This is a genomic window from Rhodoferax koreense, assembly GCF_001955695.1.
Lineage (GTDB): Bacteria > Pseudomonadota > Gammaproteobacteria > Burkholderiales > Burkholderiaceae_C > Rhodoferax_B > Rhodoferax_B koreensis.
The window spans coordinates 3,523,807-3,549,696 of the sequence record NZ_CP019236.1 but is presented as its reverse complement, the minus strand read 5'-3'; the positions used below and the strand labels follow the sequence as shown (position 1 = coordinate 3,549,696).

Annotated in this window: 25 protein-coding genes and 1 pseudogene; 10 read left to right on the top strand and 16 right to left on the bottom strand. The window is 65.3% G+C overall.

Annotated elements, in window-relative coordinates; translation table 11 throughout:
• Positions 1 to 5: 5 nt before the first annotated feature.
• The 6 genes from RD110_RS28050 to RD110_RS16455 form a co-directional block, all read right to left on the bottom strand.
• On the bottom strand, positions 6 to 662 hold the full coding sequence (locus tag RD110_RS28050; RefSeq protein WP_157900217.1) for a hypothetical protein: 657 nt from the start codon (positions 660 to 662) through the stop codon (positions 6 to 8).
• Between the two features lie 40 nt (positions 663 to 702).
• Positions 703 to 1,089, bottom strand: coding sequence for a hypothetical protein (locus RD110_RS16475; RefSeq protein ID WP_076200474.1), 387 nt, complete (start codon positions 1,087 to 1,089; stop codon positions 703 to 705).
• Positions 1,090 to 1,189: 100 nt separating this feature from the next.
• Entirely contained in the window at positions 1,190 to 1,828 is a 639-nt protein-coding gene (locus RD110_RS16470) for a hypothetical protein (RefSeq protein ID WP_076200473.1), read from the bottom strand.
• Between the two features lie 90 nt (positions 1,829 to 1,918).
• Complete coding sequence (locus tag RD110_RS16465; protein WP_083686314.1) at positions 1,919 to 2,320, bottom strand: Mor transcription activator family protein; 402 nt, start codon at positions 2,318 to 2,320, stop codon at positions 1,919 to 1,921.
• A complete protein-coding gene (locus RD110_RS16460; RefSeq protein WP_076200472.1) occupies positions 2,317 to 2,742 on the bottom strand; it encodes a regulatory protein GemA in 426 nt (141 codons plus the stop codon). Before RD110_RS16460 ends, RD110_RS16465 begins: the two co-directional genes overlap by 4 nt.
• On the bottom strand, positions 2,739 to 2,954 hold the full coding sequence (locus tag RD110_RS16455) for a hypothetical protein (protein ID WP_157900216.1): 216 nt from the start codon (positions 2,952 to 2,954) through the stop codon (positions 2,739 to 2,741). The genes RD110_RS16460 and RD110_RS16455 overlap by 4 nt, the downstream gene beginning before the upstream one ends.
• Positions 2,955 to 3,118: 164 nt before the next feature.
• Between RD110_RS16455 and RD110_RS16450 the strand changes: the two genes are divergently transcribed.
• From RD110_RS16450 to RD110_RS16435, 4 genes are all read left to right on the top strand, one after another.
• A complete protein-coding gene (locus RD110_RS16450; protein WP_076200470.1) occupies positions 3,119 to 3,868 on the top strand; it encodes an electron transfer flavoprotein subunit beta/FixA family protein in 750 nt (249 codons plus the stop codon).
• A gap of 1 nt (position 3,869) precedes the next feature.
• The gene (locus RD110_RS16445; RefSeq protein WP_076200469.1) at positions 3,870 to 4,802 is read left to right on the top strand and encodes an electron transfer flavoprotein subunit alpha/FixB family protein; all 933 of its coding nucleotides are present in this window, start codon (positions 3,870 to 3,872) and stop codon (positions 4,800 to 4,802) included.
• Positions 4,803 to 4,888: 86 nt separating this feature from the next.
• A complete protein-coding gene (locus RD110_RS16440) occupies positions 4,889 to 6,679 on the top strand; it encodes an acyl-CoA dehydrogenase (protein WP_076200468.1) in 1,791 nt (596 codons plus the stop codon).
• A gap of 100 nt (positions 6,680 to 6,779) precedes the next feature.
• On the top strand, positions 6,780 to 7,733 hold the full coding sequence (locus tag RD110_RS16435; protein ID WP_076200467.1) for an NAD(P)H-dependent flavin oxidoreductase: 954 nt from the start codon (positions 6,780 to 6,782) through the stop codon (positions 7,731 to 7,733).
• Here the strand turns inward: RD110_RS16435 and RD110_RS16430 are convergent.
• On the bottom strand, positions 7,730 to 8,374 hold the full coding sequence (locus RD110_RS16430; RefSeq protein WP_076200466.1) for a glutathione S-transferase: 645 nt from the start codon (positions 8,372 to 8,374) through the stop codon (positions 7,730 to 7,732). The two genes, RD110_RS16435 and RD110_RS16430, sit on opposite strands and share 4 nt — an antisense overlap.
• A 2-nt stretch (positions 8,375 to 8,376) precedes the next feature.
• Positions 8,377 to 9,324, bottom strand: coding sequence for an oxygen-dependent tRNA uridine(34) hydroxylase TrhO (gene trhO, locus RD110_RS16425; protein WP_076200465.1), 948 nt, complete (start codon positions 9,322 to 9,324; stop codon positions 8,377 to 8,379).
• Positions 9,325 to 9,758: 434 nt separating this feature from the next.
• Between trhO and RD110_RS16420 the strand changes: the two genes are divergently transcribed.
• Genes RD110_RS16420 through RD110_RS16405 form a run of 4 tightly spaced genes read left to right on the top strand, consistent with a single transcriptional unit; the run spans position 9,759 to position 12,745 of the window.
• Positions 9,759 to 10,313 carry a hypothetical protein gene (locus tag RD110_RS16420; RefSeq protein WP_157900215.1) on the top strand — a complete coding sequence of 185 codons (555 nt, stop codon included), beginning with the start codon at positions 9,759 to 9,761 and terminating at the stop codon, positions 10,311 to 10,313.
• A gap of 43 nt (positions 10,314 to 10,356) precedes the next feature.
• Positions 10,357 to 10,656, top strand: coding sequence for an HPr-rel-A system PqqD family peptide chaperone (locus RD110_RS16415; protein WP_157900214.1), 300 nt, complete (start codon positions 10,357 to 10,359; stop codon positions 10,654 to 10,656).
• Complete coding sequence (locus tag RD110_RS16410; RefSeq protein WP_076200462.1) at positions 10,653 to 11,570, top strand: HprK-related kinase A; 918 nt, start codon at positions 10,653 to 10,655, stop codon at positions 11,568 to 11,570. The genes RD110_RS16415 and RD110_RS16410 overlap by 4 nt, the downstream gene beginning before the upstream one ends.
• A complete protein-coding gene (locus RD110_RS16405; RefSeq protein ID WP_076200461.1) occupies positions 11,567 to 12,745 on the top strand; it encodes a nucleotidyltransferase domain-containing protein in 1,179 nt (392 codons plus the stop codon). Before RD110_RS16410 ends, RD110_RS16405 begins: the two co-directional genes overlap by 4 nt.
• Before the next feature lie 7 nt (positions 12,746 to 12,752).
• On the opposite strand, the gene cobA is transcribed toward RD110_RS16405, so the two are convergent.
• From cobA to RD110_RS16380, 5 genes and pseudogenes are all read right to left on the bottom strand, one after another.
• Positions 12,753 to 13,622 carry a uroporphyrinogen-III C-methyltransferase gene (gene cobA, locus RD110_RS16400; RefSeq protein WP_076205133.1) on the bottom strand — a complete coding sequence of 290 codons (870 nt, stop codon included), beginning with the start codon at positions 13,620 to 13,622 and terminating at the stop codon, positions 12,753 to 12,755.
• Positions 13,623 to 13,627: 5 nt separating this feature from the next.
• Entirely contained in the window at positions 13,628 to 14,557 is a 930-nt protein-coding gene (gene ybiB, locus RD110_RS16395) for a DNA-binding protein YbiB (protein ID WP_076200460.1), read from the bottom strand.
• Positions 14,558 to 14,630: 73 nt separating this feature from the next.
• Positions 14,631 to 17,423 carry a nitrate reductase gene (locus RD110_RS16390; RefSeq protein ID WP_076200459.1) on the bottom strand — a complete coding sequence of 931 codons (2,793 nt, stop codon included), beginning with the start codon at positions 17,421 to 17,423 and terminating at the stop codon, positions 14,631 to 14,633.
• Between the two features lie 26 nt (positions 17,424 to 17,449).
• Positions 17,450 to 18,667 (bottom strand): annotated as a pseudogene (locus RD110_RS16385) (NAD(P)/FAD-dependent oxidoreductase); the annotation flags it as partial.
• A gap of 37 nt (positions 18,668 to 18,704) precedes the next feature.
• Positions 18,705 to 20,099 (bottom strand): MFS transporter, encoded by a 1,395-nt coding sequence (locus RD110_RS16380; RefSeq protein WP_076200458.1) that lies wholly within the window; start codon positions 20,097 to 20,099, stop codon positions 18,705 to 18,707.
• 245 nt (positions 20,100 to 20,344) lie between these two features.
• Here RD110_RS16380 and RD110_RS16375 point away from each other — a divergent pair, with 245 nt between their 5' ends.
• Positions 20,345 to 21,649 carry an ANTAR domain-containing protein gene (locus tag RD110_RS16375; protein WP_076200457.1) on the top strand — a complete coding sequence of 435 codons (1,305 nt, stop codon included), beginning with the start codon at positions 20,345 to 20,347 and terminating at the stop codon, positions 21,647 to 21,649.
• A 70-nt stretch (positions 21,650 to 21,719) separates the two neighbouring features.
• Positions 21,720 to 22,838 carry a PA0069 family radical SAM protein gene (locus tag RD110_RS16370; protein WP_076200456.1) on the top strand — a complete coding sequence of 373 codons (1,119 nt, stop codon included), beginning with the start codon at positions 21,720 to 21,722 and terminating at the stop codon, positions 22,836 to 22,838.
• Positions 22,839 to 22,844: 6 nt separating this feature from the next.
• Here the strand turns inward: RD110_RS16370 and RD110_RS16365 are convergent, their stop codons facing one another.
• From RD110_RS16365 to fghA, 3 genes are read right to left on the bottom strand one after another with little or no spacing between them, the layout of a single operon-like run.
• On the bottom strand, positions 22,845 to 24,581 hold the full coding sequence (locus tag RD110_RS16365) for a phosphoethanolamine transferase (protein ID WP_076200455.1): 1,737 nt from the start codon (positions 24,579 to 24,581) through the stop codon (positions 22,845 to 22,847).
• A 39-nt stretch (positions 24,582 to 24,620) separates the two neighbouring features.
• Entirely contained in the window at positions 24,621 to 25,004 is a 384-nt protein-coding gene (locus RD110_RS16360) for a TfoX/Sxy family protein (protein WP_076200454.1), read from the bottom strand.
• Positions 25,005 to 25,020: 16 nt separating this feature from the next.
• Positions 25,021 to 25,890 carry an S-formylglutathione hydrolase gene (gene fghA / locus RD110_RS16355; RefSeq protein WP_076200453.1) on the bottom strand — a complete coding sequence of 290 codons (870 nt, stop codon included), beginning with the start codon at positions 25,888 to 25,890 and terminating at the stop codon, positions 25,021 to 25,023.

The window sequence follows — 25,890 nt, the reverse complement described above, 5'->3', positions numbered from 1 at the left end:
GCGACTCAGAATTTCTCACCGGGATGTTGTTTCGACACCGAAGCTTTAATGCAGTCAAGGAGTGCCATGCCATAGCTTTGTCGCCGCGCCATCGCGTTGTACTTTCCGAATGAAGGCCTCTGAACAGCTTCTCGCAACTGAGATTTTTCCGAGTCGGTGAAGCTTTCATAAGACGGCGACAAGGCCCGCCCTTGTTCAAAGGTGTCCTTCATAAGCTGCTTGCCAGACGCCAAAAATCTCACTCCGAGCGAAGACTCAAAAAAAGCAGTGAGTTCGGCAACGTCTTCGCCTGCTAAACCTTGGTTCGCCATTGCCCGAGCAATGCATGGAGTCGCATCGCCGAGTTCCGTAGTTGCGACGAATCCCATAAATCTGGCGTACTCCTCGTCACTTCCTTGCTTGCGAGCTCCAAAGACGCGCGATGACACTTCGGCGGAAGCTTTGTAGCTCTCAAGGTATTGGGATGCTCGAACTAGCCGCTCGAAATCTGGCACATCGGCTTGCTGGGCTGACGCAATGCTTGAAGCCATTGAAAAAACCACCGCGGACGCCAGGGAAAATGTTCCTACCGCTCGACTGCGGCGCAGCAACAAGTTAAACAGCGACCTTGAGGACAAGCAATCGTTTGAGGCCAAGGCTGGCTGAGAGTCGTTGTATTTCATGAATTAGCTGAGCGAAAGCAATGTCTGCTGTTGGCCGAATCTAGCCGTTGGGCCGAGAGTAGTCCACAGCCGCGCTAGGAAAGTGTTTTGCAACCACGCGTGGCCTGCGGTCGGATTGGTCCTCTTCCGGGTCCAACTGCTCGGGGTAAGAAAAATGGACTGAAAGCTGCGACCCAACAAGCCCGTATTCCAGGCCACGCCATGAACGGGCAGGCACCTTATCTGCACCGGTCTCCCAAAACTCGTACGTCAAGGTTTTTAGCTCTTCTGACGCAAATCGGAAATTGACTTTCCCTCCGGCATCTGAAAAAAGCACGGAAAGGCCGGTGACGCCGTCTTCTACCTCTGCGTAGAGAAGCAACTTACGCGCATCGACAGGGCACATTTTCTGCAGGGCAAGGCCGACGAGTTGAATGTAATCTTGCATCTGGAGCTAGTTTTAACTGACTGCTTTTGGCCGAATCCGGGCATCGTATCAGGCGGCACAGGGCCCAAAGCGGGCTTGCAGAATGCTCGATAGCTGTCGTTCAGAGACTCATTCCGTCTACAGTTTGTAGCATTGCCATCCGCTTTTCGCGCGGAAACATGCCCTTATCCAGAGCCAGAAATGCCTCCCTAACCACAGCGTACCGGGGAGGGTTCACGAGCTTTGCAAGTATCAAAGCCCTCATGGTTAGATGCTCAATTGGGCCACCAGCGGTCGGGTTCGTATCGGCCAAAGGCTTCTTATTTATCCATTCCTCGACCTCCTTGAGGTCAGCGAAGCGCGGATAAAAAACCTTCTCCGAATGGTCAAGAAGCTCCACTAACTGACCCGCAACTTTCTGGACGTCTATTTCGACCGAAGTCGGCGACACCGTCATGGGGGGTAAATTTTGCTCCCTGGGTTTGTAGAGCAAGGTCCATGTGTGCAACTGGTCCTCGCCGTAAACCATCCCCAACGTGTTCCAAAGTAGTTCGACCTTCTCATGACGTACATGGGCGAAGCAATTGATTTCGTAGAACTTCCCGGCTCCCCTTGCGGTGCCTTGGTTTACAACCACGAAGGAGTCCTCACCGTAATCTCGCTTCCGAACGAAGCAGTCCCATTTTTTCGAAAGCTCGAAGCCGTGTTCGACTAGCTTAGGTCGAAGAATCTTGGCAATTGCTCGCTCCATCCGGTCCATGTTTTCGATTTAGTCGTTGGCTTGTGCAACCGAATGACGGCTCTTGGCCGAAAGCTGCCATCGTATCAGGCACCTTGAGCGGTGGAAAAGTCACTCGAACAGGCTGACCTGATCGCGATTCACGTCAGCCGCGCGGCCGACAGTGTTCCAGATTTGGCGCTCGGTCAGATGGTGCTCGGCGGCGAGTTTGCTGGCCGACTTCGGGCCGATCTCCGAGCGGATGCGCTGGTCGCGAAGGTGGCGCAGCGCGACCACGGCCTTGGGAATGTCGAAGTGGTCCTCGCGCCCGTACACCGCACTGAGCTGGGCCAGTTTGTCGACGCCGATCAGTTGTGCCAGATGATGACTCGGCGTCGCGTTGAGGGGAATGTACAAGCGCCGGCCACCGTGGCGCTCGACCACCCGCATGGTGGCGGGCAGGCCGATCAGGCGCACGAAGTCCTGCAGCACCTGGGGCAGCAGCTCGGTCGACAGATCGGCCCATTCGCTCACGATGCGGTGCCTTTCGCCGTGGCGCGCTTGTGCCAGGCCTTCAGGGCCTCGATCACCGTCGAAGCCTGCTTGGTGGGCAGGAACTTCAGGTCGGCGACACCCATGCCGGCGGTGCGCCCCACAAAGGCCATCATTGCGGCCTTGGAGCCGTCCTTCACACCGCCCGCCTTCACCAGCTGCTGCCAGTACCAGTTGATCTTGTCGGCCTGGCTGAATGGCTTCTTGGCAGGCTTCCAGCCACATGCGGCCAGGTGCGCGAGGAAGGTCTTGCGGCCGGCCGCGTCGAGCTTGCTAGCCGATGTGACACCGGTCTTGGCGTGAAGAATGGCGTGGTAGTCGTCATCGGACCATTGCAGGGCGGCCACGCCGATGTGAATGCGCGCCAGGTCGGCATTGCGGTTGTCACGGGCGAGCTTGCTCATGCGGGCTCCCGAAACAGCCGGCCCAGCAACGGATCGATGATCCACACCCGGATCCCGATCAGGCTGGTCACCAGGAAGCCGATCTGCTGCGCGAAGAAGAACCATTGGTTGTGGCTGTATCGCCAAAGAAAACGTTGGTCACTGCCAAAGCGCGCGGCGCGCAATTCAATTTGCCAATCCAATTGACCGCCATCGCCCGCGCGACAGGCCAACGGAAAAGCCTCCCTCTATAATCGTTTGAAATAGCACGACCGTTCTTTTTTATGGCTGATCATCCGGCGATAGCGGGGTGATGGCCAAGTCGCCGGAGAGCTGCGGCATAGAATCTGCCGTGGTACGTCTCAGTCAAATTCAATAACTCTCTGGAGCCAAACTCATGAAAGTCCTGGTCGCCGTCAAACGCGTGGTTGACTACAACGTCAAGGTGCGCGTGAAGTCCGACAACACCGGCGTGGACATCGCCAATGTCAAGATGAGCATGAACCCCTTCGACGAGATCGCCGTCGAAGAGGCCGTCCGCCTGAAGGAAAAGGGCGTCGTGACCGAAGTCATCGCCGTCTCCTGCGGCGTCACGCAGTGCCAGGAAACCCTGCGCACGGCCATGGCCATCGGCGCCGACCGCGCCATCCTGGTCGAGACCACCGAAGAGCTGCAACCGCTGGCCGTGGCCAAGCTCCTCAAGGCCCTGTTCGACAAGGAACAGCCCGGCCTGGTCATCCTCGGCAAGCAGGCCATCGACGACGACAGCAACCAGACCGGCCAGATGCTGGCCGCACTCGCCGATCTGCCGCAGGCCACGTTCGCCAGCAAGGTGGAAGTGGCCGACAACAAGGCCACCGTCACCCGCGAGGTGGATGGCGGCCTGGAAACCATCAGCTTCAGCCTGCCGGCCGTGGTCACCACCGACCTGCGCCTGAACGAGCCGCGCTACGTCACGCTGCCAAACATCATGAAGGCCAAGAAGAAGCAGATCGACATCTTCAAGCCCGAAGACCTGGGCGTCGACGTGAAGCCGCGCCTGAAGACCCTGAAGGTCAGCGAGCCGCCCAAGCGCAGCGCCGGCATCAAGGTTCCCGATGTCGCAACCCTCGTATCCAAACTGAAAACCGAAGCCAAGGTGATCTGACATGACCGCACTCGTAATCGCTGAACACGACAACGCCTCGATCAAGGGCGCCACGCTCAATACCGTGACCGCCGCCGCCCAGTGCGGTGGCGATGTGCATGTGCTGGTGGCCGGCGCCAATGCCGGTGCGGCCGCCGCCGCCGCCGCACACATCGCCGGTGTGAGCAAGGTCATCCATGCCGACGCGCCGGGCTTCGAACACGGCTTGGCCGAAAACGTCGCCGCGCAGGTGCTGGCCATCGCCTCGAACTACAGCCATCTTCTGTTCCCCGCCACCGCATCCGGCAAGAACATCGCCCCGCGCGTGGCGGCCAAGCTCGACGTGGCCCAGATTTCCGACGTGACCAAGATCGACAGCGCCGACACCTTCGAGCGCCCGATCTACGCTGGCAACGCCATTGCCACCGTGCAGAGCAGCGACGCCACCAAGGTCATCACCGTGCGCACCACCGGCTTCGATCCGGCGGCGGCCAGCGGTGGATCTGCCGCGGTGGAAACCGTCAGTGCCGTGGCCGATGCGGGCAAGTCCAGCTTCGTTGGCAGCGAGATCGCCAAGAACGACCGCCCCGAACTCACCGCCGCCAAGATCATCGTCTCCGGTGGCCGGGCGCTGGGCAGTGCCGAGAAGTTCAACGAGGTCATGACGCCGCTGGCCGACAAGCTCGGTGCCGCGCTCGGTGCATCGCGCGCCGCGGTCGATGCCGGCTACGCACCGAACGATTGGCAGGTGGGCCAGACCGGCAAGATCGTGGCGCCGCAGCTCTACATCGCCGCCGGCATTTCGGGTGCGATCCAGCATCTGGCCGGCATGAAGGACAGCAAGGTCATCGTGGCCATCAACAAGGACCCGGAAGCGCCGATCTTCAGCGTGGCCGACTATGGCCTGGAGGCCGATCTGTTCACGGCCGTGCCCGAACTCGTCGCCGCGCTCTGAGTCGGCTTGTGAGCTGATGGACAAGGGCATCGCGTGCGGTGCCCTTTTTTTGACCCCAAACCCAGAAAAACCGCGAGAGACAAGCCATGAGCTACACCGCCCCGCTGAAAGACATGCTGTTCAACATCCGCCATCTGGCGGACATCGACGCGGTGGCGCGTCTGCCCGGCTTCGAGGACGCAGGTTTCGATACGGCGCAGGCGGTGCTCGAGGAAGCGGCCAAGTTCAACGAAGGGGTGCTGGCCCCGCTGAACTGGGAAGGCGACCGCAACCCCTCGAGCTTCAAGGACGGCGAGGTCACGACCACGCCCGGTTTCAAGCAGGCGTTCCGCCAATTCGCCGAAGGCGGCTGGCAGGGGCTGCAGCATCCCGTGGAGTTTGGCGGCCAGGGCCTGCCCAAGACCATTGGTGCGGCCTGCATCGAGATGTGCAACAGCGCCAACATGAGTTTCGCGCTGTGCCCGCTGCTCAGCGATGGCGCCATCGAGGCACTGCTGACTGCGGGCTCGGACGAACTCAAGGCTGTCTACCTGGAGAAACTGGTCAGCGGCCAGTGGACCGGCACGATGAACCTTACCGAGCCGCAGGCCGGCAGCGACCTGGCCATGGTGAGGAGCCGCGCCGAGCCGCAGGCCGATGGCCGCTACAAGGTCTTCGGCACCAAGATCTTCATCACCTACGGTGAACACGACATGGCCGAGAACATCGTGCACCTGGTGCTCGCGCGGGTGGTCGGGGCACCCGAGGGGGTGAAGGGCATCAGCCTGTTCGTCGTGCCCAAGTTCCTGGTGAATTCCGACGGCAGCCTGGGTGCGCGCAACGACGTGCACTGCGTGAGCATCGAGCACAAGCTGGGCATCAAGGCCTCGCCGACGGCGGTGCTGCAGTACGGCGACCAAGGTGGCGCCACCGGCTTTCTCGTCGGTCAGGAAAACCGCGGCCTGGAGTACATGTTCATCATGATGAACGCCGCGCGATACGCCGTGGGCGTGCAGGGCATCGCACTTGCCGAGCGCGCGTACCAGAAGGCCGTGCAGTTCGCGAAGGACCGCGTGCAGAGCCGGCCGGTGGATGGCTCCATCGCGGCCAGCGCGCCGATCATCCACCATCCCGACGTGCGGCGCATGCTGATGACCATGCGCGCCTACAGCGAGGGTTGCCGCGCCATGGCCACGGTGGCCGCCGCGGCCTACGATGCCTCGCACCACCACACGGATGCCGAAGTGCGCAGGCAGAACCAGGCGTTCTACGAATTCCTCGTGCCGTTGATCAAGGGCTACAGCACCGAAATGAGCCTGGAAGTGGCCTCGCTCGGCGTGCAGGTGCACGGTGGCATGGGCTTCATCGAGGAAACCGGTGCGGCGCAGTACCTGCGCGACGCGAAGATCCTGGCGATCTACGAAGGCACGACCGCCATCCAGGCGAACGACCTCGTCGGCCGCAAGACCGCGCGCGATGGTGGCCAGACGGCGAGGGCGATCGCCCAGCAGGTGGCCGCCGCCGAAGCGGATCTGCGGGCCCAGGGTGGCGACCATGCGCTGGCCGTGGCGCAGAGGCTGCAGGCCGCGCGTGAAGCCTTCCTGGACGCGGTGGACTTCGTGGTGGCCGGTAGCCGCACCTGTCCGAACGCCGTGTATGCCGGCAGCGTGCCCTACCTGATGCTCGCGGGCAACCTCGTGGCCGGCTGGCAGATGGGCCGCGCTCTGCTCGCGGCGGAGAGTTGTCTGGCCAAGGGAGAGGATGCGGCTTTCATGCAGGCGAAGATCGTCACCGCGCGCTTCTACGCCGATCATCTGTTGAGCAAGGCCCCAGGCCTGCGCAACAGCATCGTCGAGGGCGCGGACAGCGTGACCGCGCTGGCGCTGGAAGCCTTTTGAGGTACAGAGTCGCTATCAAAGGGATAGCGACTGTCGCGCCGTAGACAGGCGTTGCAGCCTGATTCTTCCTAAGATCGCACGATCACCTTCCGGAGACCGCATGTCCAGACTTCCCCCCGTCCTGAGCCATCTGCCGCTGCCCATCATCGGCTCGCCGCTGTTCATCATCAGCAATCCCAAACTGGTGATCGCGCAATGCATTGCCGGCGTGGTGGGCGCCATGCCGGCATTGAACGCGCGGCCGGCCGAGCAGCTCGAGGACTGGCTGGCCGAGATCACCGAAACCCTGGCGGCCTACAACCAGGCGCACCCGGATCGGCCGGCGGCGCCCTTCGCCATCAACCAGATCGTGCACAAGTCCAACGACCGGCTGGAGCACGACATGGCGCTGTGCGTGAAGTACAAGGTGCCGATCCTCATCACCTCGCTCGGCGCGCGCGAGGACATCAACGCCGCGGCGCACAGTTACGGCGGCGTGGTGCTGCACGACATCATCAACAACAAGTTTGCCAAGAAGGCGATCGAGAAGGGCGCTGACGGCCTGATCGCCGTGGCCGCGGGCGCGGGTGGGCATGCCGGCGTGAAGAGCCCGTTTGCACTGATCCAGGAGATCCGGCAATGGTTCGACGGCCCGGTGGCGCTGAGCGGGGCCATCGCCACGGGTGGGGCGGTGCTGGCTGCGCAGGCGATGGGCGCCGACTTCGCCTACATCGGCTCGGCCTTCATCGCCACCTTCGAAGCCCGTGCGAGCGACGCGTACAAGCAGGCCGTCGTCGACGGAAACTCCGACGACATCGTCTACAGCAATCTGTTCACCGGCGTGCACGGCAACTACCTCGCACCATCGATCCGCGCGGCCGGGCTGGACCCGGACGCGCTGCCCGAAAGCGACCCGACCAAGATGAATTTCGGCGGCGACGCACGCAAGGCCTGGAAGGACATCTGGGGTTGCGGCCAAGGCATCGGCGCCATCGACAAGGTGCAGAGCACGGCCGACCTCGTGGCCCAGCTCCAGCGCGAATACTTCGAGGCGCGGGCGCGGCTGGCGCTTTAGCCGAAGCGGATGCCGGGTGTGCCGGCACGCCAGGCTGGGTACTTGTGCATCACGCCGGCCAGCAGATCGGAAGCTTCGAACGCCGACAGCCAGGCCTGGAGTTCCGGCCAGGCTTGTGCCGAGAACCAGTCGGCATCGACATGCGCGAACTGCCGTACGAACGGCGCGATCGCCATGTCGGCCAGCGCGGGTCGGCTGCCGAACAGATGCGTGGTCTGGCTCAGCCGGGCTTGCAGCGGCGCCAGGATGGCGGCAGCCGCTTCCCGATGCGACACACCGGTCTCCGGATAGCGCTGCGGGTACTTGTAGCGGTCGAGGTGAAACTTGAACGGGCCGTCGATCTGCTCGATCAGGGCCAGCATGTCGTCCAGGTTGCCCAGCGGCGGCACCAGCCAATCCTCGGGATCGTGGCGTGTCAGCGCCCAGCGCATGATGTCCAGGCTCTGCTCGAGGACCGAGCCGTCCGCATCCACAAGTACCGGCACCGTGGCCTTGGCGGAAACCAGCCGTAGTTCGGCGGGTTTGTCGCGCAGCACCACCTCGCGCAACTCGCAGACCTGGCCGCTGACGCGCAGCGCCAACCGCGCACGCATCGCATACGGGCAACGGCGAAACGAATACAGCACCGGCAACGCCGCCATGTTCAAGTTCGCGGGTTCGGCGGGGCCTGGCGGGCGCCGATATGGGCCTGTTGGCGTTCCCGCGCCAGCGCCACCTGGCGTTCGCGCTCCAAAAGATTGCGTTTTTCGGCTTCGCTGCGGCTGTCGTGGCAGCGCGCGCAACTCACGCCGCGCACGAAGTGGGGTGAGGCGCGATCTTCGTCACCGAGCGGATGGCGACAGGAACGGCACAACTCGAGATCGCCGGGTACCAGACCATGGCCCACCGAGACCCGTTCGTCGAACACGAAACACTGGCCGTGCCAGCGGCTCTCATTCTCGGGCACGGTTTCCAGGTACTTGAGGATGCCGCCTTCAAGGTGGTAGACCTCCTCGAAACCCTGGGCACGCAGCAGCGCCGTCGACTTTTCGCAGCGGATGCCTCCGGTGCAGAACATCGCCACCTTGGGCTTGCCGGCGAGCGGCTGGCCCGGCGCCGAGGCCTGGCGCACCCATTGCGGAAGTTCGGTGAAGCGCTGTGTGTGCGGATTGAGCGCGCCTTCGAAACTGCCGATGCCGACTTCGTAATCGTTGCGCACATCGACGACCACCACATCCGGGTCGTCGAGCAGGCGGTTCCAGTCCTCGGGCTTCACGTACTGCCCGGCCATCAGACCGGGCCGCACTTCTGGCACGCCCATGGACACGATTTCGCGTTTCAGCCGCACCTTCATCCGGTAGAACGGCGCGTGGCTCGCGTGGGCCTCCTTGTGCTGGAGATCGTCGAATGCCGCATGGCTGCGCAGCCAGGCCAGCACATGCCGCACCCCCTGCACAGGGCCGGCAATGGTGCCGTTGATGCCTTCCTCGGCAAGCAGGATATTGCCCAACACGCCGTTTTCTGCGCACACCGCCATCACGCGGGGCTTGAACTCGGCAAAACCAGGCAATTCCACGAACTTGTAGAACGCGGCGGTCAGGAAGTCATTCATCGGATGGGAGGGGTTGCGGCCGAGAGTTTAACGGGGCGTGTCCGCGCTTTTGTCGAGGAAATTTACAAACTCGCGCCAGGTTGTCCAATGAAATGCGGAAAATCGAGAAAATCCATTACGAATCAATGGGTTATTCGCGGTAACGGGGTACGGCACAATTTATGCTACTTAGCTGCTGAAGCGGCATTGCGCTTTTGCGTATTGTGTGACTTATGCCATCGACGACCGAAATGCATCGGGTAGAGTCAGTGGCTGTTGAAATGGTTTGAAAAAAGGCTCGTATGAACGAAAAGAACGAAAACGTGGGTGAAGAAAAGATGTTGGAAGAGACCAACGCAACGCAGCCGTCCGTGCGTTTGCCTTCACGCCGCCGCCTGATCAAACTCGGTGCAGCCGGTGTCCCCGTCGTCGCTACCCTTGCAAGCAGCCCTGCCATGGCCTGGAGCTGCCGCGCGCCATCGGCCTGGGGTTCGAACATGACCGGCAACCTGACCAAAAGCCAGGCCGCCAACCCGGGCCAGAAGTTCTATACCGACGAAACCTGGACAGTGACCAACTGGGCGACCAACACGGCGCGTTCCAACACTGGATTCACCGCGGCCCCGTGGGTCCAGCTCAAGTCGATTCGCTCGAACATCTACTACGGTATCGACAGTTCCGTGGCAGACGCGGACAAGTACAAATACGTCACCATGTCTGCGCTGGTCAGCAACCTCGGTATCGTGCTGCCGCCAGGCGTGAGCGGCTCCACGCCGGTGGTCACGGTGCTCACGACGGCCGACGATTTCACGAAAGCCATCATCACGGCGCAACTGAACTACTTCTTCCCGAGTTCAGCAAACCAGATGAACACCTGTATCGTGGTGCGCGGTCAGAACCAGCTGCCGCTCATGGCCAGCGGTACCTACACCCCCGCGGGCGGCGGTGCACCTTGGGACAAGACCCAGATTCTGACCTACCTGCGCGGCAACTACATCGCCAAGCCTTGAGTCCGGGCCGCGCGGCGGTGGCGTTTGCGAACGAGCCCCTTGTTTGAACGCAGCCATGTCGCTGTGGTCGAGAGCAGGTTCGGGTGAGCACGTCTACCGTGAATGGCCCGATGAAGACCATGCGGTCGTTTATGACGCGGCCTCCGGAAGCACCCATCTGGTCGAATTACTGGGCATGGAAGTCCTTCAACTTCTAGAGTCCTCGCCACGCACACCAGCCGAAATCGCTGAAGTGCTGGCCGCTCGGTTCGACGAGCAGGACGGGCCGGCCATCGTCGAGTACATTAAGACGACGCTGCTGCAATTGCAGGACGCCGGTCTCGTTGTTTCCAAATCTCTTTGAAAATTTCCGAACTTACGCAGGCTGAGTTGAGCGGCGCGTTGCGTCGCGGTAGCCTGCTGCTCGATCTGCATCCTTTCGTCGCGCGGCTCAAGTCGAATCTGCCCACGCTGGCGCACGACCTGGCGCTGATGTACGCCGATTTCCCGGTCTTGCCGCCTGATACCTTCGCCGATTTCCATGTCGAGATCGCGCGTGAGGCGCCTTTGCGCAGCGGGTTCAAGCCCGAAGCCGTGTTCTATCTCGATGGCCGGCCGTTCTTCATTCCCCTGTCGCCGGGCCAGGCCTTCGCCGGGCTGGAATGGGGACTCAACTGGTGCGTGACTTCGACCAGCCACCAATACCTGATCTTCCATGCCGCCGTCATCGAAAAAGACGGCAAGGCCGCTGTGTTCCCGGCGCCACCCGGCTCGGGCAAGAGCACGCTGTGCGCCGGCCTGGTGATGAAAGGCTGGCGGCTGTTGTCCGACGAACTGGCCTTGTACGACATCGACAATGGCCTGATCTACGGCATGGCTCGGCCGATCAACCTCAAGAACCGATCGATCGACGTGATCCGCACCTTCGCGCCCGACGCATGCCTCACCGTGCCGGTGCCCAATACCAGCAAGGGCACGGTGGCGCTCGTCCGTCCACCGGTCGAGAGCGTGCTGCGCGTGCGCGAGCCCGCGCGGCCCCATTGGGTGGTGCTGCCCAAATACCAACGTGATGCCGCACCCGTCATGGCGCCGCACAGCCGTGCGCAAAGCTTCATGCTGCTGGCCGAGCAGTCCTTCAATTACCACCTCCACGGCCGGCGCGGCTTCGACGCCATCGGGCAACTGATCGACCAAGCCGGGTGTTTCCAATTCACCTACAGCCGACTCGAGGACGCAGAGCGCGCCTTCGAAGCATTGCGGCAAGGCGGTGCGGCATGAGCCAGCCGCGTAGGCCGATCCAGCGGGATCTCATCCTGCGCGCGTTGCTGGCGCCCGCATCGGTCACCGGTTTGTCGCCGCTCGAGTGGGATCTGTTGATCCGCCAGGGGCGCCGGGCCAACCTATTGGCGCGGCTGGCCTACCGGCTCGGCGATGCCGGCCTGATCGATGCCGTGCCCCCGCGTCCACGCCTGCACCTGCTGGCCGACAAGCTGTTGTCGGACCGGCAGATCGTGTCGGTGCAGTGGGAGGTCGAATGCCTGCGTCGCGAACTTGCCGACGCCAAGGTGCGCACCGTGCTGCTCAAGGGCGCGGCCTACGTGATGGCCGGCCTGCCCGCGGCTGCGGGGCGGACCTTCTCCGACATCGACATCATTGTGCCCAAGACCAAGTTGGCCGACGTGGAGAGTTGGCTCATGGCGCACGGCTGGCAGAGCGCGAAACAGGACGAGTACGACCAGCGCTATTACCGCCAGTGGATGCACGAGATTCCGCCGCTGACGCACATCCGCCGCGGCACCTCGCTCGACGTGCACCATGCGATCCTGCCCGAGACGGCGCGCATCCAGGTCAACACGCCGGCGCTGTTCGAAGGCATCGTGCCGCTGCCGGGCGCGGCGCACGTCGACGTGCTGCAGCCCTGGGACATGTTGCTGCACAGTGCCACCCACCTGTTCCACGAGGGCGAACTCGACAACGGCCTGCGCGACCTGTTCGACCTGGACAGCCTGCTGCGCCATTTCGGCGCCACGCCCGGTTTCTGGGAAGGCCTGGTGCCCCGGGCACTGCACCTCGGCCTGCAGCGCCCGCTGTATTACGCGTTGCGCTACACCACGCTGCTGCTCGAAACCCCGGTGCCCGAAGCCGTGCTGCAGGCGGCGACCGTGGGCCGGCCCGCATTCGGGGTGGCGGCGCTGATGGATGCTTGTTACACGCGCGCCTTGCGGCCGGCGCATGCCAGCACCAGCAGCCTGGGCACCTGGCCCGCCCGTTTCGCGCTGTATGTGCGGTCCCACTGGATTCGCATGCCGTTCGGCCTGCTGGCGCTGCATCTGGGCCGCAAGGCCTTCGTGCGGCCGAAGCGGCCCGAGCCTGAAAAAGTCGTCGATCCGCACGACGACACGCCGGCGCCAACAACCGCAGGCAAGCCTGCGGACACCGCTGCCGCGGGCTGATCCCGGCTCAGGCGCTGCGTTGCGCGCGCAGATCGCTTCCGGCGGCAGTTTCGGGCTGCTGCACGGCCTGCATGCCGCATACCACGTCGCCGATGATCATGATCGACGGGCTGCCCAGCCGTTCGCGCGCGATGGTCTCGCAGAGCGAGCCCAGGCTGGTCAGCGCCTGGCGCTGGGTGGCCAGCGTGGCGTTCTGCACCACGGCCACGGGCGTGCTGGCCGGCAGCCCGGTCAACAACTCGTCCTGGATGTGCCGCACGCCGCTCACGCCCATGTAGATCACCAGCGTCAGCTTGGCACTGTGGGCCGTGGCGGCGAGCGCGCGCCAGTCGGTGCCGGTGTCGCCAGGCTTGGCGTGGCCGGTGACGAACACCACGCCGTGGGCGTGCTCGCGGTGTGTCAGCGGCACGCCGACCGAGGTCACGGCCGCCAGGCCCGAGGTGATGCCGTTGACCACGTCCACCTCGATGCCGGCCGCGCGCAGGTGTTCCACCTCTTCGCCGCCGCGGCCGAAGATGAACGGGTCGCCGCCCTTGAGCCGCACCACGGTTTCGCCTTCGCGCGCGGCCATCACCATGAGTTTTTCGATGAAGGCCTGCGGCGTGGATTTGCAACCGCCGCGTTTGCCCACGTGCACGATGCGTGCGGTGGGTGAGGCGAAGCTGACGATGTCCTCGTTCACCAGGTCGTCGACCAGCAGCACGGTGGCGGCCTGGATCGCACGCAGGGCCTTGATCGTCAGCAGTTCCGGATCGCCCGGGCCGGCGCCAACCAGGGTGCAGCGGCCGCTGGCGCTGCCGGAGGGCCGTGCGTTCGGAAAGGCCCTGTCGGCTGCGGCGACGAGGCTGGCGGTGGATGCATCGGGAGGTGTGTTCATGCCGTTCATGCGGTTTGGGCCTCGAGGGCGGTGATCTGTTTCGTGAGGCGCAGCAGCAGCGCCACCTGCCGGGCAATGGGCGTGGGCACCGGTTTGCGGCCGGCCAGCACGTCCTGGATGTAGCGCGCGGTGGTGTCGGCGTCGATGTCCTTCGGCAGTTCCGGCACGGCGGCCAGGGGGCCGGCCTGGGCTTCCTGCAGCACGGTGGACTCGCCGGCCAGGAAGCCGGTCATCTGCGGCAGGCGGCGCGGATCGGCCACCACTTCGCCTTCGGTGCCGCGCAGCAGCATCGCGTGGCTCTTCATCAGCGAGAACGTGGCGCCCATCGACACCGCGTATTCGGGATGCGTGTAGCTGCTGACCACCAGGCTGGCGCCGGCGCAGGGGGACATCAGCTTGACCAGGCTGTGTGCCGGGTTGCGCAGGCCGACCACGCGGCGCACATCGAGCAGGCGTTTCAGGCCGGGGCAGAGCAGTTCGGTGGCCGCATAGGCGACTTCGCCATTTGCTACCTTTCTGATAGCAGACAGCGCAGGAAGATCAAGCGCTGTAAGCACATTTGGTACAAAAACGCGTTGCGATTCGGTGGCCGTGCCGTGCAGCAGCACCGGCAGGCCCTCGCGCGCCAGCAGCAGGGCCAGCAGCGGCGTGAGCACCGGCAGCTTGCGCGCCCCGTTGTAGCTCGGCAGCACCACGAGCGGGCGGTCCGAGGCGGGCAGGGCGTCGATGCGTGCCGCGGTGGCGTCGAGGAAGCCGGCCATCTCGGTCGGGGTTTCTCCCTTGATGCGCATGGCCAGGCAGAAGCCGCCGATCTCCAGGTCGGTCACGCTGCCGTCGAGCACCTGGCCGAACAGGTCCGCCGCCTGATCGCGGCTCAGCGAGCGCGCGCCTTCCTTGCCGCGGCCGATTTCCTTGATGTATTGGCTGATTCCCATGGGGCTCGATTGTCGGGTATGGCTGATGACTTTTGGTTATGAGATGGCTTTTGGCTTCGTCTGGGCCCGGCTTTCAGGCCGGCTGCCTTGCGGGCATGGCCATGCGCACCAGCCGGCGCACCTCCGGCAGGCAGGAGCCGCAGTTGGTGCCGCATTGGAGCGCGGCCTGCAGCGTCGCCAAGCACTTCGCTTCTGTGTCGACGACCGTGTTCGACTGCGACGCGATTTGTGCCTGGATGGCCATGTCGGTCACGTTGAAGCAGGTGCAGACCTGCTTGCCGCGCGCCTGCAACGCCACCGGCGCCTTCGCGCCCGGCACCAGCAGCAGCCGGCCGTAGGCCTGGGCCGGCAACTGGTCCTGCAGCAGCGTCTTGATCCAGCCTTCCGCACTGATGTCGCCGGCGAGCACGAAGCCTGCGACTTCGGCGCGCTCGGCTGTGCGCAGCAGCCGCACGGCGCGGCGCTGGCCCTTCCTGCGGTCGGCATAACGCAGGACTTCGGGGCCGCTCAGGCCGAGCAGGGTTTCGATGCGCGCCACCACCGCGTCGGGCGCGGCCTCGTATCCCGCCGCGCGGAACAGCAGGCCGGTGCGCTCGCGGCCGAAAGGCACGCAGGTGGCGAACGGAAACAGCGCCATCAGCTCGCGCAACTGCTCGCGCGCGGCCAAGGCATCGTCTTCGGGCAGCCAGGCCACGCCGAGCAGGGCCCAGGGCAGTTCGGCCTTCAGGATCTTCACCGCCGTGTGCTTGAGTTCGGGCTGCTTGGAGACCGGGCAATACGCCGGGTTGGTGACGGCGTTGATGCCGCCGAGCCGTTTACCGCTGGTGCTCACGCCGCTCAGGTATTCCTCTCCCCAGTGCATGGCGACGAAGGCCTGCGTCGGCGCGACCTCGGTTGACGTCTGCGCTGGCAGCATGATGGAGCCGCGGCGCGAGGTCAGGTGCACCAGGTCCCCGTCCTTCAGCTGGAGCCGGGCCATCGCCTGGGCATGCAGCTGCACGGCCGGCTCGGCCACGTGGCCGAACAGCCGGCCCAGGGTGCCGGTGCGGCTCATGCCGTGCCAGTGGTCGCGCAGCCGGCCGGTGGTCAGCGCGAAGGGATAACGCGCGTCGCGCGGCTCGGCCACGCCTCGGTAGGGTGTGTCGGCGAAACGCGCGCGGCCGTCGGCCGTGGGGAATACGCCGTCCGCGTAGAGCCGGGCCTGGCCAGTCGCCTCGCCTTCGCGCAGCGGCCACTGCTGCGGCCCCTTTTCATCCAGCATGGCGTAGCTCAGGCCGGTGATGTCGAGGTCGCGGCCGCGGGTGGACTCGCGGTGCTCGTTCCAGATGGATTCGGCGTCGGGATAGGGGAACAGGCTGGCGGCCGCGCCACGCGCGGGCATCAGGGCTTCGAGGCGACGTGCGAAGTCCACGGCGATCGACCAATCGTGGCGCGTTTCGCCCGGCGCGGCGACGGCGGGGCGCACACGGCTGATGCGGCGCTCGGAATTGGTCACGGTGCCGATCTTCTCGCCCCAGGTCGTGGCGGGCAGCAGCAGGTCGGCGTAGTCGCAGGTGGCCGTGGTGGAGAAGGCCTCCTGCACGATCACCAGCTCGGCGCGTTCGAGCGCGCGGCGCACCAGCGCCTGGTCGGGCAGGCTCTGCGCGGGGTTGGTGCAGGCGATCCACAGCGCCTTGATCTCGCCGTCGGCCGCGGCCTGGAACATGTCCACCGCGGTCTTGCCGGGCTTGGACGGCACATCGGCCACACCCCACAACGCCGCCACTTCGGCGCGGTGCGCGGCATTGGCCAGGTCGCGGTGGCCGCTGAGCAGGTTGGCCATGCCGCCGACCTCGCGTCCGCCCATGGCATTGGGCTGGCCGGTGAGCGAAAACGGGCCCATGCCCGGCTGGCCGATCTGCGCCGTGGCCAGGTGCAGGTTGATCAGCGCGGCGTTCTTGTCGGTGCCGGCGCTCGACTGGTTCAGGCCCTGGCAGTACAGGCTCAGTGTGGCACCCGAGTTGGCGAACCACCGTGCCGCGGTGAAGAGCTCCTCCCGGCCGATGCCGCAGACCTCGGCCACGCGGTCCGGCGTGCAGTCGCGCAGCGTGGCCTTGAGTTCGTCGAAACCGTTCGTGTGTTCATGGATGTACTGGCGCTGCGTCCAGCCCTCCAGCAGCATGATGTGCAGCATGCCGTTGAACAGCATCACGTCGGTGCCGGGCTGGATGGCCAGGTGCAGATCGGCGGTCCCAGCGGTATCGGTGCGGCGCGGGTCGACCACGATGACCTTCATGCGCGGATTGGCCGCGCGCGCGTCCTCGATGCGGCGAAACAGGATCGGGTGCGCCCACGCCGTGTTGCTGCCGGCGATGAACAGGCATTGCGCGTGGTTCAGGTCGTCGTAACACGCGGGCGGCGCGTCCGCCCCCAGCGTGCGTTTGTAGCCCGCCACCGCGCTGCTCATGCACAGCCGCGAATTGGTGTCGACATTGTTGGTGCCGATCAGGCCCTTGGCGAGTTTGTTGAAGACGTAGTAGTCCTCGGTGAGCAACTGCCCCGAAATGTAGAAGGCCACGGCGTCCGGGCCGTGGTCGCGCACCACCTGGGCGAACTTGCCGGCGGCCAGGTCCAGCGCCGTGTCCCAGGCCACGGGTTGCGGCGGCTGGCCGCGTTGCAGGCGCTGCATCGGCTGCAGCAGCCGCGTCTGGCGTGTGATCGCGGCCGTTGCCGTGAGGTGCAGGGTGGACCCCTTGGTACACAGCCGGCCGAAGTTCGCCGGATGGTCCGGGTCGCCGCGCATGCCGGTGATCTGGTCACCCGTGGATTCGATGACCACGCCGCAGCCAACGCCACAGTAGGGACAGGTGGATCTGGTTTCCGTCACGCCTCGGATCCTTGGTTCGCTTCCGGTTCATCGACATGGTTCTCGCCGAACATCAGCTTGTCGCGGATGTCGGCCACGTTGCGGCCTTCGCGCAGCAGCTTGAAGTAGAAGCTGCCGTCCACCGTGTCGCCATACAGGCAGGCGCCGACCAGCTTGTCGCCGCGCAGCACCAGCTTCTTATAGACGCCGCCGAACGGGTCGCTCATCACGATTTCCTCCGTGCCGTCGCCACCCTGGAACTGGCCGGCGCTGAACAGGTCGATGCCGGTGACCTTGAGCTTGGTGGAGGTCTGCGACCCGACGTAGCGGCCGATGCCGGATTGCGCGAGATGGTTGGCCGCCACCTTGGCCTGCTCGAACAGCGGCGCCACCAGGCCATAGGCGATGCCGCGGTGCGCGGCGCATTCGCCCACCGAGTAGATGCGCGCGTCGGTCACGGTCTGCATGGTGTCGTTGACCACGATACCGCGGTCGACGTGCAGCCGCATCTTCTCGGCCAGTTCGGTGTTGGGGCGGATGCCCACGGCCATCACCACCAGGTCGGCCGGGATCTCGCGGCCGTCCTCGAAGCGGATCGCCGTGACGCGGCCTTCCGGGCCGCCCACGAGTTCCTTGGTCTGCGCGCCCAGCAGGAAGCGGAGCCCACGCGCTTCCAGCGACTGTTGCAGCAGCCTGCCCGCGACATCATCGAGCTGACGTTCCATGAGCCAATCGTTCTTGTGCACCACCGACACCTTCATGCCGCGCAGGGCCAGGCCGTTGGCGGCCTCCAGGCCCAGCAGTCCACCGCCGATGACCACGGCGTTCTTGTACCGGGTGGCCGTGTCGATCATCTCGTTGGTGTCGGCGATGTCGCGGTAGGCGATCACGCCCCGGAGGTGGTTGCCCGGTACCGGCAGCATGAAGGCGTTGGAGCCGGTGCACATCAGCAGGCGGTCGTATTCGGCTTCGGTGCCGTCCTCGGCGCGCACGATGCGGTTCACGCGGTCGACTTCGACGACCTTCTTGCCCGCATGCAGCGTGATCTGGTGCTCGGCGTACCAGGCCCATGAATTCAGCACGATCTCGTCCAGCGTCTGCTCGCCGGCCAGCACCGGCGACAGCATGATGCGGTTGTAGTTGGGGTGTGGCTCGGCGCCGAAGACGGTGATGTCGTAGAGCTCGGGGGCGATCTTCAGCAGCTCTTCGAGGGTGCGCACACCGGCCATGCCATTGCCGATCATCACCAGTTTCGATTTTTTCATGGGGTAGCTCCAGGGCGTGCCGGGCGGCGATGCGGTGTCAGGCCAGGCCAGTCGTGGCGCGGGGGGCCGGGGCCAGGTCGGTTTCCGTGCGGCGCATGGCCAGCGCCGCGTCCAGCAGCTTCTGCTCGGCGGATTTGTGCTGTGCAGAGAATCTCACGGAGATCGCGCACAAAGAAGTGCCGGCCACGATCAGGCCGAGGATCAAGAGGGTTTGTTGCGGCGTGTCGGTCGCCTTGTTCAGGAAGCCCGCGGCCACCGCGCCGATGTTGCCGCCGGCGCCGATCAGCCCGGCCACGCCGCCCAGGGCCTTGCGGTCGACGAAGGGCATGACCGCATAGGTGGCGCCGCAGGCCATGTGCGTGAACAGGCCGAACAGCGCCATCGCGCCGATCGCCAGCGCCACGCTGTCGGCCTTGCTGAACAGCACCAGGCCGATGCCTTCGCCGAGCATCAGGCCGAACAGCAGCAGCGTTCGGCCGTCCAGGCCGCGGCGCGCGGCGATGCGGTCGCTGGCGATGCCGCCGAGCGCACGGGCGAACAGCGCCAGCGCGCCGAAGATGCCGGCGGCGAAGCCGGCGTTGGCGATCGACAGGCCGAAGCGGTCCACGTAGTAGCTGGCCGCGATGTTGTGGATGAAGATCTCCACGCCGAAGCAGGCGCCGTAGGTGGCGGCCAGCATCCACACGCGGTAGTTGCGGCAGGCCTGCAGGAAGATGGCCATGCCACCCTTCTTGCCGCCTTCGATCTGGATGCCCCTGGCGCGCAGGTCGACGATGTCGCCCTGCGGCGTGTCCTGCGTGTAGCGCGCATAGACGAAGGCCATCACCACCATCGCCACGCCGGGCACGAACATCGCCACGCGCCAGCCAAAGGCCTGCTCCACGCCGAGGCTCAGCACCGCCGCCACCACCAGCGGCATCAGGCTCTGCGCGGCGCCGCCGCCGGCATTGCCCCAGCCGCCCACGGTGGCGTTGGCCGTGCCGACCACGTTCGGTGCGAACATCACGCTCGTGTGGTACTGCGTGATGACGAAGGAAGCGCCGATCGCGCCGATGCACAGGCGGAAGAACAGGAACACTTCGTATGACTTGGCGAACGCCAGCCCGAACACCGGCAGGGCGCCGACCAGCAGCAGCCAGGTGTAGGTGCGGCGCGGGCCGTATTTGTCGCACAGCGGGCCGATGATGAGCCGCACCAGGATCGTCACCGCCACCGAGGCGATGTTGATGTTGGCGATCTGGTCCTTGGTGAGGCCAAATTCGGCGCGGATCAGCGGCATGAGCGGTGCCGCCGCGAACCACGCGAAGAAGCACACGAAGAAGGCCAGCCAGGTGACGTGAAAGGCCCGCATCTGCGGCGTGGAAAACGAGAACAGGTCGATGCGGTTGGCCTTCGGGCCGGTGGCATTGACGGTGGGGGAGGAAAACAACATGGCGACTCCGGGGCCGGCTGCGTTCGAGCCGGAGGGTGAGGCACACCATTCGCGCACTTCGTTGTGCGCTGGCCCGCGGTGCTGGGGCAAAGACCGAACGCTGCGTCGCGTTCAGGGAAAGCTCAGCAAAAGCCATGCCATATCATTGCCACTGCCTCGCCAGCACGGCCGCAAAGATGGTGCGCGACTTGCGTACAGCCTCTAGTCGAATGTCCTTTTCCCTCTGAAAGCCACGAATTTCCCCCATGATTTCTGCCCTTGTCGACCTGCACGGCCTGGAGGCCACGAAAGGACCGCATCCCCTGGTGGCCGACCTGGAGGCCGCGGGCATCCAGGTGCTCGGCGCCAGCATCGATCGCAGCAAATTGGTGCAGGAAGTGGTGCGCCATGCACCAGATGTGGTGATCTGCCTGGATCCGCTGCCCAGCGACCTGCTGTTCAGGACCACGCAGGCCATCGCCGACACCGCGCCGTGCCCGGTGATCGTGTTCACCAACGACGCGGGGGTGGAGCACATCGCGCGCGCCGCCGAGTCCGGCATCCATGCCTACGTGGTCAACGGCTATGGCGCGCACCGGCTGCGGCCGCTGATCCACATCGCGCAGGCACGCTTCAAGCGCGAGCGCGCGCTGCAGACGCAACTCGCCGACCTGGCCAACCGCTTCGAGGAACGCAAGATGGTGGACCGCGCCAAGGGCATCCTGATGCATGCGCGCCAGGTGTCGGACGACGACGCCTTCCAGATCCTGCGCACGGCGTCCATGCACACCAACCAGCGGCTCGGCCAGGTCTCGCAGCAGATCATCCACTCCGCGCGTTTCGCCGATGCGGTGAACCGCGCGGGCCAGTTGCGCATGCTGTCGCAACGGCTGGTCAAGCTGCAGTTGCTGCAGATCGCCGGCGCTGGGCAACAGGCGCAGCCGCTGCTGCAGGATTCGGTGCAACGCATCGAGGCCAACATCGCCGGTCTGGGCAAGACCCTTTCCAAACCCACCTTCGGCGACCTGCTGGGTCAGGTGGTGCGGGGCTGGGGCGAGCTCAAGGCCGCGCTCGATCCGCAAGGCGGCATCGATGCGCGCCAGGTGATGCGCGTGGACAGCCTGGCCGAGCGCCTGCTCGACGACGCCGAGCGCCTGACCAACGACCTCGAACACGCCGGTGCCGCGCCGCCCTTGCACGTGCTCAACGTGGTGGCGCGCCAGCGCATGTGGTCGCAACGCTACGCCAAGTACGCGCTGCTCGGCGCCATGGGTGCGGTCGGTGCCGGCGGCGGCGTGGCCGCGCGCAACCAGGCCGGCCTGCTGGAGGCGCGCACGGCCTTCGAACAGGCATTGAGCTTCTTGAACGGCATCCCGCTCACCTCCACCGGCATCCGCGCCTCGCTGGAAACCGGTGCTTCGCACTGGCGGCACATGGTGGTGGCGACCGACGGCCTCCAGGGTGGCGGCGCGGCGATCGGACAGCTCGCTGCAGCGAGCGAAGGTGTGCTCGATGTCTTCGAGCAGTTGACCGAGGACTATGAGAACAGCATGCAGATGCTGGTCGGCTGACGCAGGATTTTCGCGGGGCGGTTGACGCCCTGGTTTGATCGTGGAATACTGTGATTAACAACAGTACTTCATGAGCGACGCCCACATTCCCCTGCACGCCCTCAAGGGCCGCGGCGCGGCCACCCGGCTGGCGCACCGTTTCGAGCGTGAGCAGCGCGGCGCGTTCGACGACGGCTGGGGCACGCTGGAGGATTCGGAGAAGGACCAGGAAGAGGCCTCGGCGCCGCAGACCGAGGTGCGCTTCGAGGACGTGAAAAGCGCCATCACCCGCAACAGTTCGCCCGACATCTACTTCGACTACGGGCTCAATCCCTATCGCGGCTGCGAGCACGGCTGCATCTACTGCTACGCGCGGCCGACCCACAGCTACCTGAATCTTTCACCCGGCCTTGACTTCGAAACCCGGCTGATCGCCAAGCGCAACCTCGCCGAAGTCATGGCAAGTGAACTGCTGGCGCCGCGCTACGAGCCGCGCCTGATCGCCATCGGCACGGTGACCGACGGCTACCAGCCCATCGAGCGCGAACTCGGCCTCACGCGCGCGGCCATCGAGGTGCTGGTGCGCTGCCGGCACCCGGTGGCCATCGTCACCAAGGGCAGCGGTGTGGAGCGCGACATCGATCTGCTCGCGCCGATGGCGGCGCAGCACCTGGCCGCGGTGTATATCACGGTGACCACGCTCGACGGCGAACTGGCACGCAAGCTGGAGCCGCGGGCGGCCGCGCCCTACCGGCGGCTGCGTACCATCCGCATGCTGGCCGAGGCCGGCATCCCCGTCGGCGTGAGCGTGGCACCGCAGATCCCTTTCGTGAACGACGACATGGAGCAGGTGCTGGCCGCCGCCTTCGATGCCGGCGCGCGTTCGGCTTTCTATACCGTGCTGCGCCTGCCCTGGGAGGTGAGTCCGCTGTTCCGGCAGTGGCTCGAACTGCACTACCCCCAGCGCGCCGACCGTATCATGGCTCGGGTGCAGGACATGCACGGCGTCAGCGATGCCCAACGGCAGAGCGGCAAGGACTACGATGCGAATTTCGCCACGCGCATGAAGGGCACGGGCCTGTGGGCCGACCTCATCCGCCAGCGGTTCGAGAAAGCCTGCGCCCGGCTCGGCATGAACCGCGTGCGGCACGAACCCAGGCTGGACCTGTTCCGCCCGGCGAGCCTGCTCGGCCAGGCATCGCTGTTCTGACGGCGGTCAGGGGCTTTTCGTTGCCGCGGCCTGCCGGTCGGTACAGGGCGCGAACAGGTCGAGTGCCGGCTGGTAGACCGCGGTCTGCACGCCCAACATGCCCAGCACCGAATGGAAGTAGTTGTCGTGGCTGATGCGCTCGTCGGCGCGTTTTTGCAGGCAGCCGGTGCTGATGCGGCTGCGGGCCTCGAAGGCCGGCGACAGCCAGGTGATCCACGGCACGTGTTTCTGTACGTCCGGCGCGATGTTGTAGGGCATGCCGTGCAGGTAGATGTTGTTCTCGCCGAGCGATTCGCCATGGTCGGCCACATACATCATGGCCGGTGCCGACGCCGTTTCCTGCGTCTTGAGCCAGTCGACGGCCGAACTCAGGAAGTGGTCGGTGTAGAAGATGGTGTTGTCGTAGGCATTCACCAGTTGCGCGGGCGAACATTCCTGCAGCGCGTTGCTGGTGCATTCGGGCATGAACTTCTTGAACGCCGTCGGCGTGCGCTTGTAATACGCCGGGCCATGGCTGCCCATCTGGTGCAACACCACCACCACGCCTTTGGCGCGGCGCTCGGCGGGCAGGGCCTTGATGCGGCCGTCCAGGTCCTTGAGCATGATGTCGTCGAAACATTCTCCCTCGCTGCACAGCGCGGGATCCTGCAACTGCGTGGTGCTGACGTTGGGTATGCGGTCGCAGGCCCCCTTGCAGCCCGACTGGTTGTCGATCCACAGCACCGCCATGCCACTGCGCGAAAGCACGTCCATCAGGCCTTCGTAGTTGGCCTTGCGGTCTTCGAAGGCGGTCCGGCCGAGGTGCGAGAACATGCACGGCACCGAGGCCGCGGTGTTGGTGCCGCAGGACCAGGCGTTGCGGAAGCTGGTCAGGCGCTCGTCCGGCCGGGCGGCCAGGGCGGACAGGCCGGGCGTGGTCGGCCGCGCATAGCCGTTCAGGGCGAAGTTGCCGCTACGGCCGGTCTCGCCGAGCACCAGCAACAGCAAGGGCGGCTTGCTGGCCGTGTCCGTCGCGTCGGCGATCCGGGCGTCCTGACCGAGCGGCAGGATCCTGGTGTTGTCGCGTTCGAAGGGCTTGGCGGCCACCTTGCCCAGGGCGTAGAAGGAGTTCAGCGGATTGATGAGGTAGCGCAGCTGGGTGTGGTTGCGCATCAAGGACGACATGTCCTGGAACACGGCGAACAGCGCGCCGATCAGCACCGCCAGGCCGAGCGCGAAGCTCAGCAGGTTGCGCAGCAACTGCCGCAGCACCGGCGTGCGGCGCACCGGCTGGCGCCAGGCCCACCAGGCCGGCAGGATGCCCAGCACCACGATGGCGGCCGCGAACTGCCAATTCAGCAGGTCGCGCGTTTCTCGGGCGTCGGTCTGCAGCGCGTTGACCATCATCGTCGGGTCGATGACGATGCCGTAGGCCATCATGAAATAGCCGCCCGCGGCCGCCGACACCAGGAACAGCGTGATCGCCGGCTTGAGCGTCCAGCGCCAGGCGAAAAGGCTCAGCAGCGCCGTGGTGGCGCCGGCGATCATCACCGCGAAACACAGGCCGAACCACAGGCCGCGAACGGTCTGCAACTCGGGCAGTTTCAGCAACTCACGCCACAGCGGCAGGTTGCACACTGTGGCGATCCACAGGCTGGCGGCCAGCATCAGCCAGAGCGACTGGCGCTGCCGTTCGGGCCGTTGGGCCGGCGATGTGGAGGAGGGCGCGACTGCGGAGAAGGAAGGGGGCTGGGGCCGGGACATCCCTCCATTGTCGCGCCAGCCGAGGGCATTAAGCCTGCTTTAAGTCGATCGGCCCGCGCTTTGGCGCGATGAGGGCGGCGCAGCGCGGCCGGGCTTGGGCGGCTTGCCGGAGCGCAGCGCGGCTTCCCACGCGCGGCGTCCCCACAAGGCAGCCTCCGACCGGTCCTCGAAGACATCGGCCGGTGCCTGCCGGTAACTCATGGCCGTGATCCGGCCCTGGCGTTCGTAGCTGAAGGCTGGCAAGTCCAGCGCATCGAAGAACCCGGCGGTCTGCGCGTCTGCCTTGAGATAGAGCGTCTCGCGCACCACCAGGGCGAACATGCGGCCTTCATGGTAGATGCCATGGCCGCCGAACATGCGCCGGGCCTGGATGCGGCCCATGCCTTCGAAAACCTCGTGCAGACTCTGAACGAACGCGCTCATTGGGGCTCGCGCCGTTTCAGGCGCCCACCAGCGTCGCCGCGTGGTGGCGCAGATGGTCGGCCATGAAGCTCTGGATGAAGTAGTAGCCGTGGTCGTAGCCCGTATGGCGGCGCAGCGTGAGTGGCTGGCCCAGGCCTTCACAGGCGGCTTCGAACAGATGCGGATGCAATTGTTCGGTCAGGAATTTGTCGGCCAGGCCCTGGTCGATCAGGATGCCCTGCGGATAGGGCGCGACCGGCTGGTGCCGCATGAGTTGCGTGGCGTCGTGTTCGAGCCAGCGGCTCTGGTCGGCGCCGAGGTAGCCGCCGAAGGCCTTCTGGCCCCACGGGCATTGCGTGGGGGCGCAGATCGGCGCCAGGGCCGACAGCGACTGGAAGCGGCCGGGGTGGCGCAGCGCCAGTGTCAACGCGCCATGCCCGCCCATCGAGTGGCCGAACAGGCCGATGCGCTCGCTGTCGATCGGCAACGCGGCACCCACCAGCGGCAGCAGTTCCTGCATCAGGTAACTTTCCATGCGCCAATGCGTGGCCCAGGGGGCTTCGGTCGCATCGAGATAGAAACCGGCGCCGACGCCAAAGTCCCAGCTGGCGCCCTCGCCCTCGACCTGCGCGCCGCGCGGGCTCGTGTCAGGTGCGATCAACGCGATGCCGAGTTCGGCCGCGAGGCGCTGCGCACCGGCCTTGACCATGAAGGTTTCTTCGTTGCAGGTCAGCCCCGCGAGGTACATCAGCGCCGGCACCGGGCCTTGTCCTGGTTGCACGGCCTGCGGCGGCAGGAACACCGAAAAGCGCATCGGCAGGCCGATCTCGCGCGAGTCATGTTCGTAGAAGCGCAACACGCCGCCGAAGCAGCGGTGCTCGGACACCAGCTTCAATGTTTCAGCCAT

Bases quoted from the DNA above. Each gene is read 5' to 3' on its own strand.
- RD110_RS16435 (WP_076200467.1), top strand. From the start codon at position 6,780: ATGTCCAGACTTCCCCCCGTCCTGAGCCATCTGCCGCTGCCCATCATC.
- RD110_RS28050 (WP_157900217.1), bottom strand. From the start codon at position 662: ATGAAATACAACGACTCTCAGCCAGCCTTGGCCTCAAACGATTGCTTG.
- RD110_RS16440 (WP_076200468.1), top strand. From the start codon at position 4,889: ATGAGCTACACCGCCCCGCTGAAAGACATGCTGTTCAACATCCGCCAT.
- RD110_RS16360 (WP_076200454.1), bottom strand. From the start codon at position 25,004: ATGAGCGCGTTCGTTCAGAGTCTGCACGAGGTTTTCGAAGGCATGGGC.
- RD110_RS16405 (WP_076200461.1), top strand. From the start codon at position 11,567: ATGAGCCAGCCGCGTAGGCCGATCCAGCGGGATCTCATCCTGCGCGCG.
- RD110_RS16445 (WP_076200469.1), top strand. From the start codon at position 3,870: ATGACCGCACTCGTAATCGCTGAACACGACAACGCCTCGATCAAGGGC.
- RD110_RS16370 (WP_076200456.1), top strand. From the start codon at position 21,720: ATGAGCGACGCCCACATTCCCCTGCACGCCCTCAAGGGCCGCGGCGCG.
- RD110_RS16450 (WP_076200470.1), top strand. From the start codon at position 3,119: ATGAAAGTCCTGGTCGCCGTCAAACGCGTGGTTGACTACAACGTCAAG.
- RD110_RS16470 (WP_076200473.1), bottom strand. From the start codon at position 1,828: ATGGACCGGATGGAGCGAGCAATTGCCAAGATTCTTCGACCTAAGCTA.
- cobA (WP_076205133.1), bottom strand. From the start codon at position 13,622: ATGAACACACCTCCCGATGCATCCACCGCCAGCCTCGTCGCCGCAGCC.
- fghA (WP_076200453.1), bottom strand. From the start codon at position 25,890: ATGGCTGAAACATTGAAGCTGGTGTCCGAGCACCGCTGCTTCGGCGGC.
- RD110_RS16475 (WP_076200474.1), bottom strand. From the start codon at position 1,089: ATGCAAGATTACATTCAACTCGTCGGCCTTGCCCTGCAGAAAATGTGC.
- ybiB (WP_076200460.1), bottom strand. From the start codon at position 14,557: ATGGGAATCAGCCAATACATCAAGGAAATCGGCCGCGGCAAGGAAGGC.
- RD110_RS16375 (WP_076200457.1), top strand. From the start codon at position 20,345: ATGATTTCTGCCCTTGTCGACCTGCACGGCCTGGAGGCCACGAAAGGA.
- RD110_RS16430 (WP_076200466.1), bottom strand. From the start codon at position 8,374: ATGGCGGCGTTGCCGGTGCTGTATTCGTTTCGCCGTTGCCCGTATGCG.
- RD110_RS16380 (WP_076200458.1), bottom strand. From the start codon at position 20,099: ATGTTGTTTTCCTCCCCCACCGTCAATGCCACCGGCCCGAAGGCCAAC.
- RD110_RS16460 (WP_076200472.1), bottom strand. From the start codon at position 2,742: ATGAGCAAGCTCGCCCGTGACAACCGCAATGCCGACCTGGCGCGCATT.
- RD110_RS16420 (WP_157900215.1), top strand. From the start codon at position 9,759: ATGGCCTGGAGCTGCCGCGCGCCATCGGCCTGGGGTTCGAACATGACC.
- RD110_RS16365 (WP_076200455.1), bottom strand. From the start codon at position 24,581: ATGTCCCGGCCCCAGCCCCCTTCCTTCTCCGCAGTCGCGCCCTCCTCC.
- trhO (WP_076200465.1), bottom strand. From the start codon at position 9,324: ATGAATGACTTCCTGACCGCCGCGTTCTACAAGTTCGTGGAATTGCCT.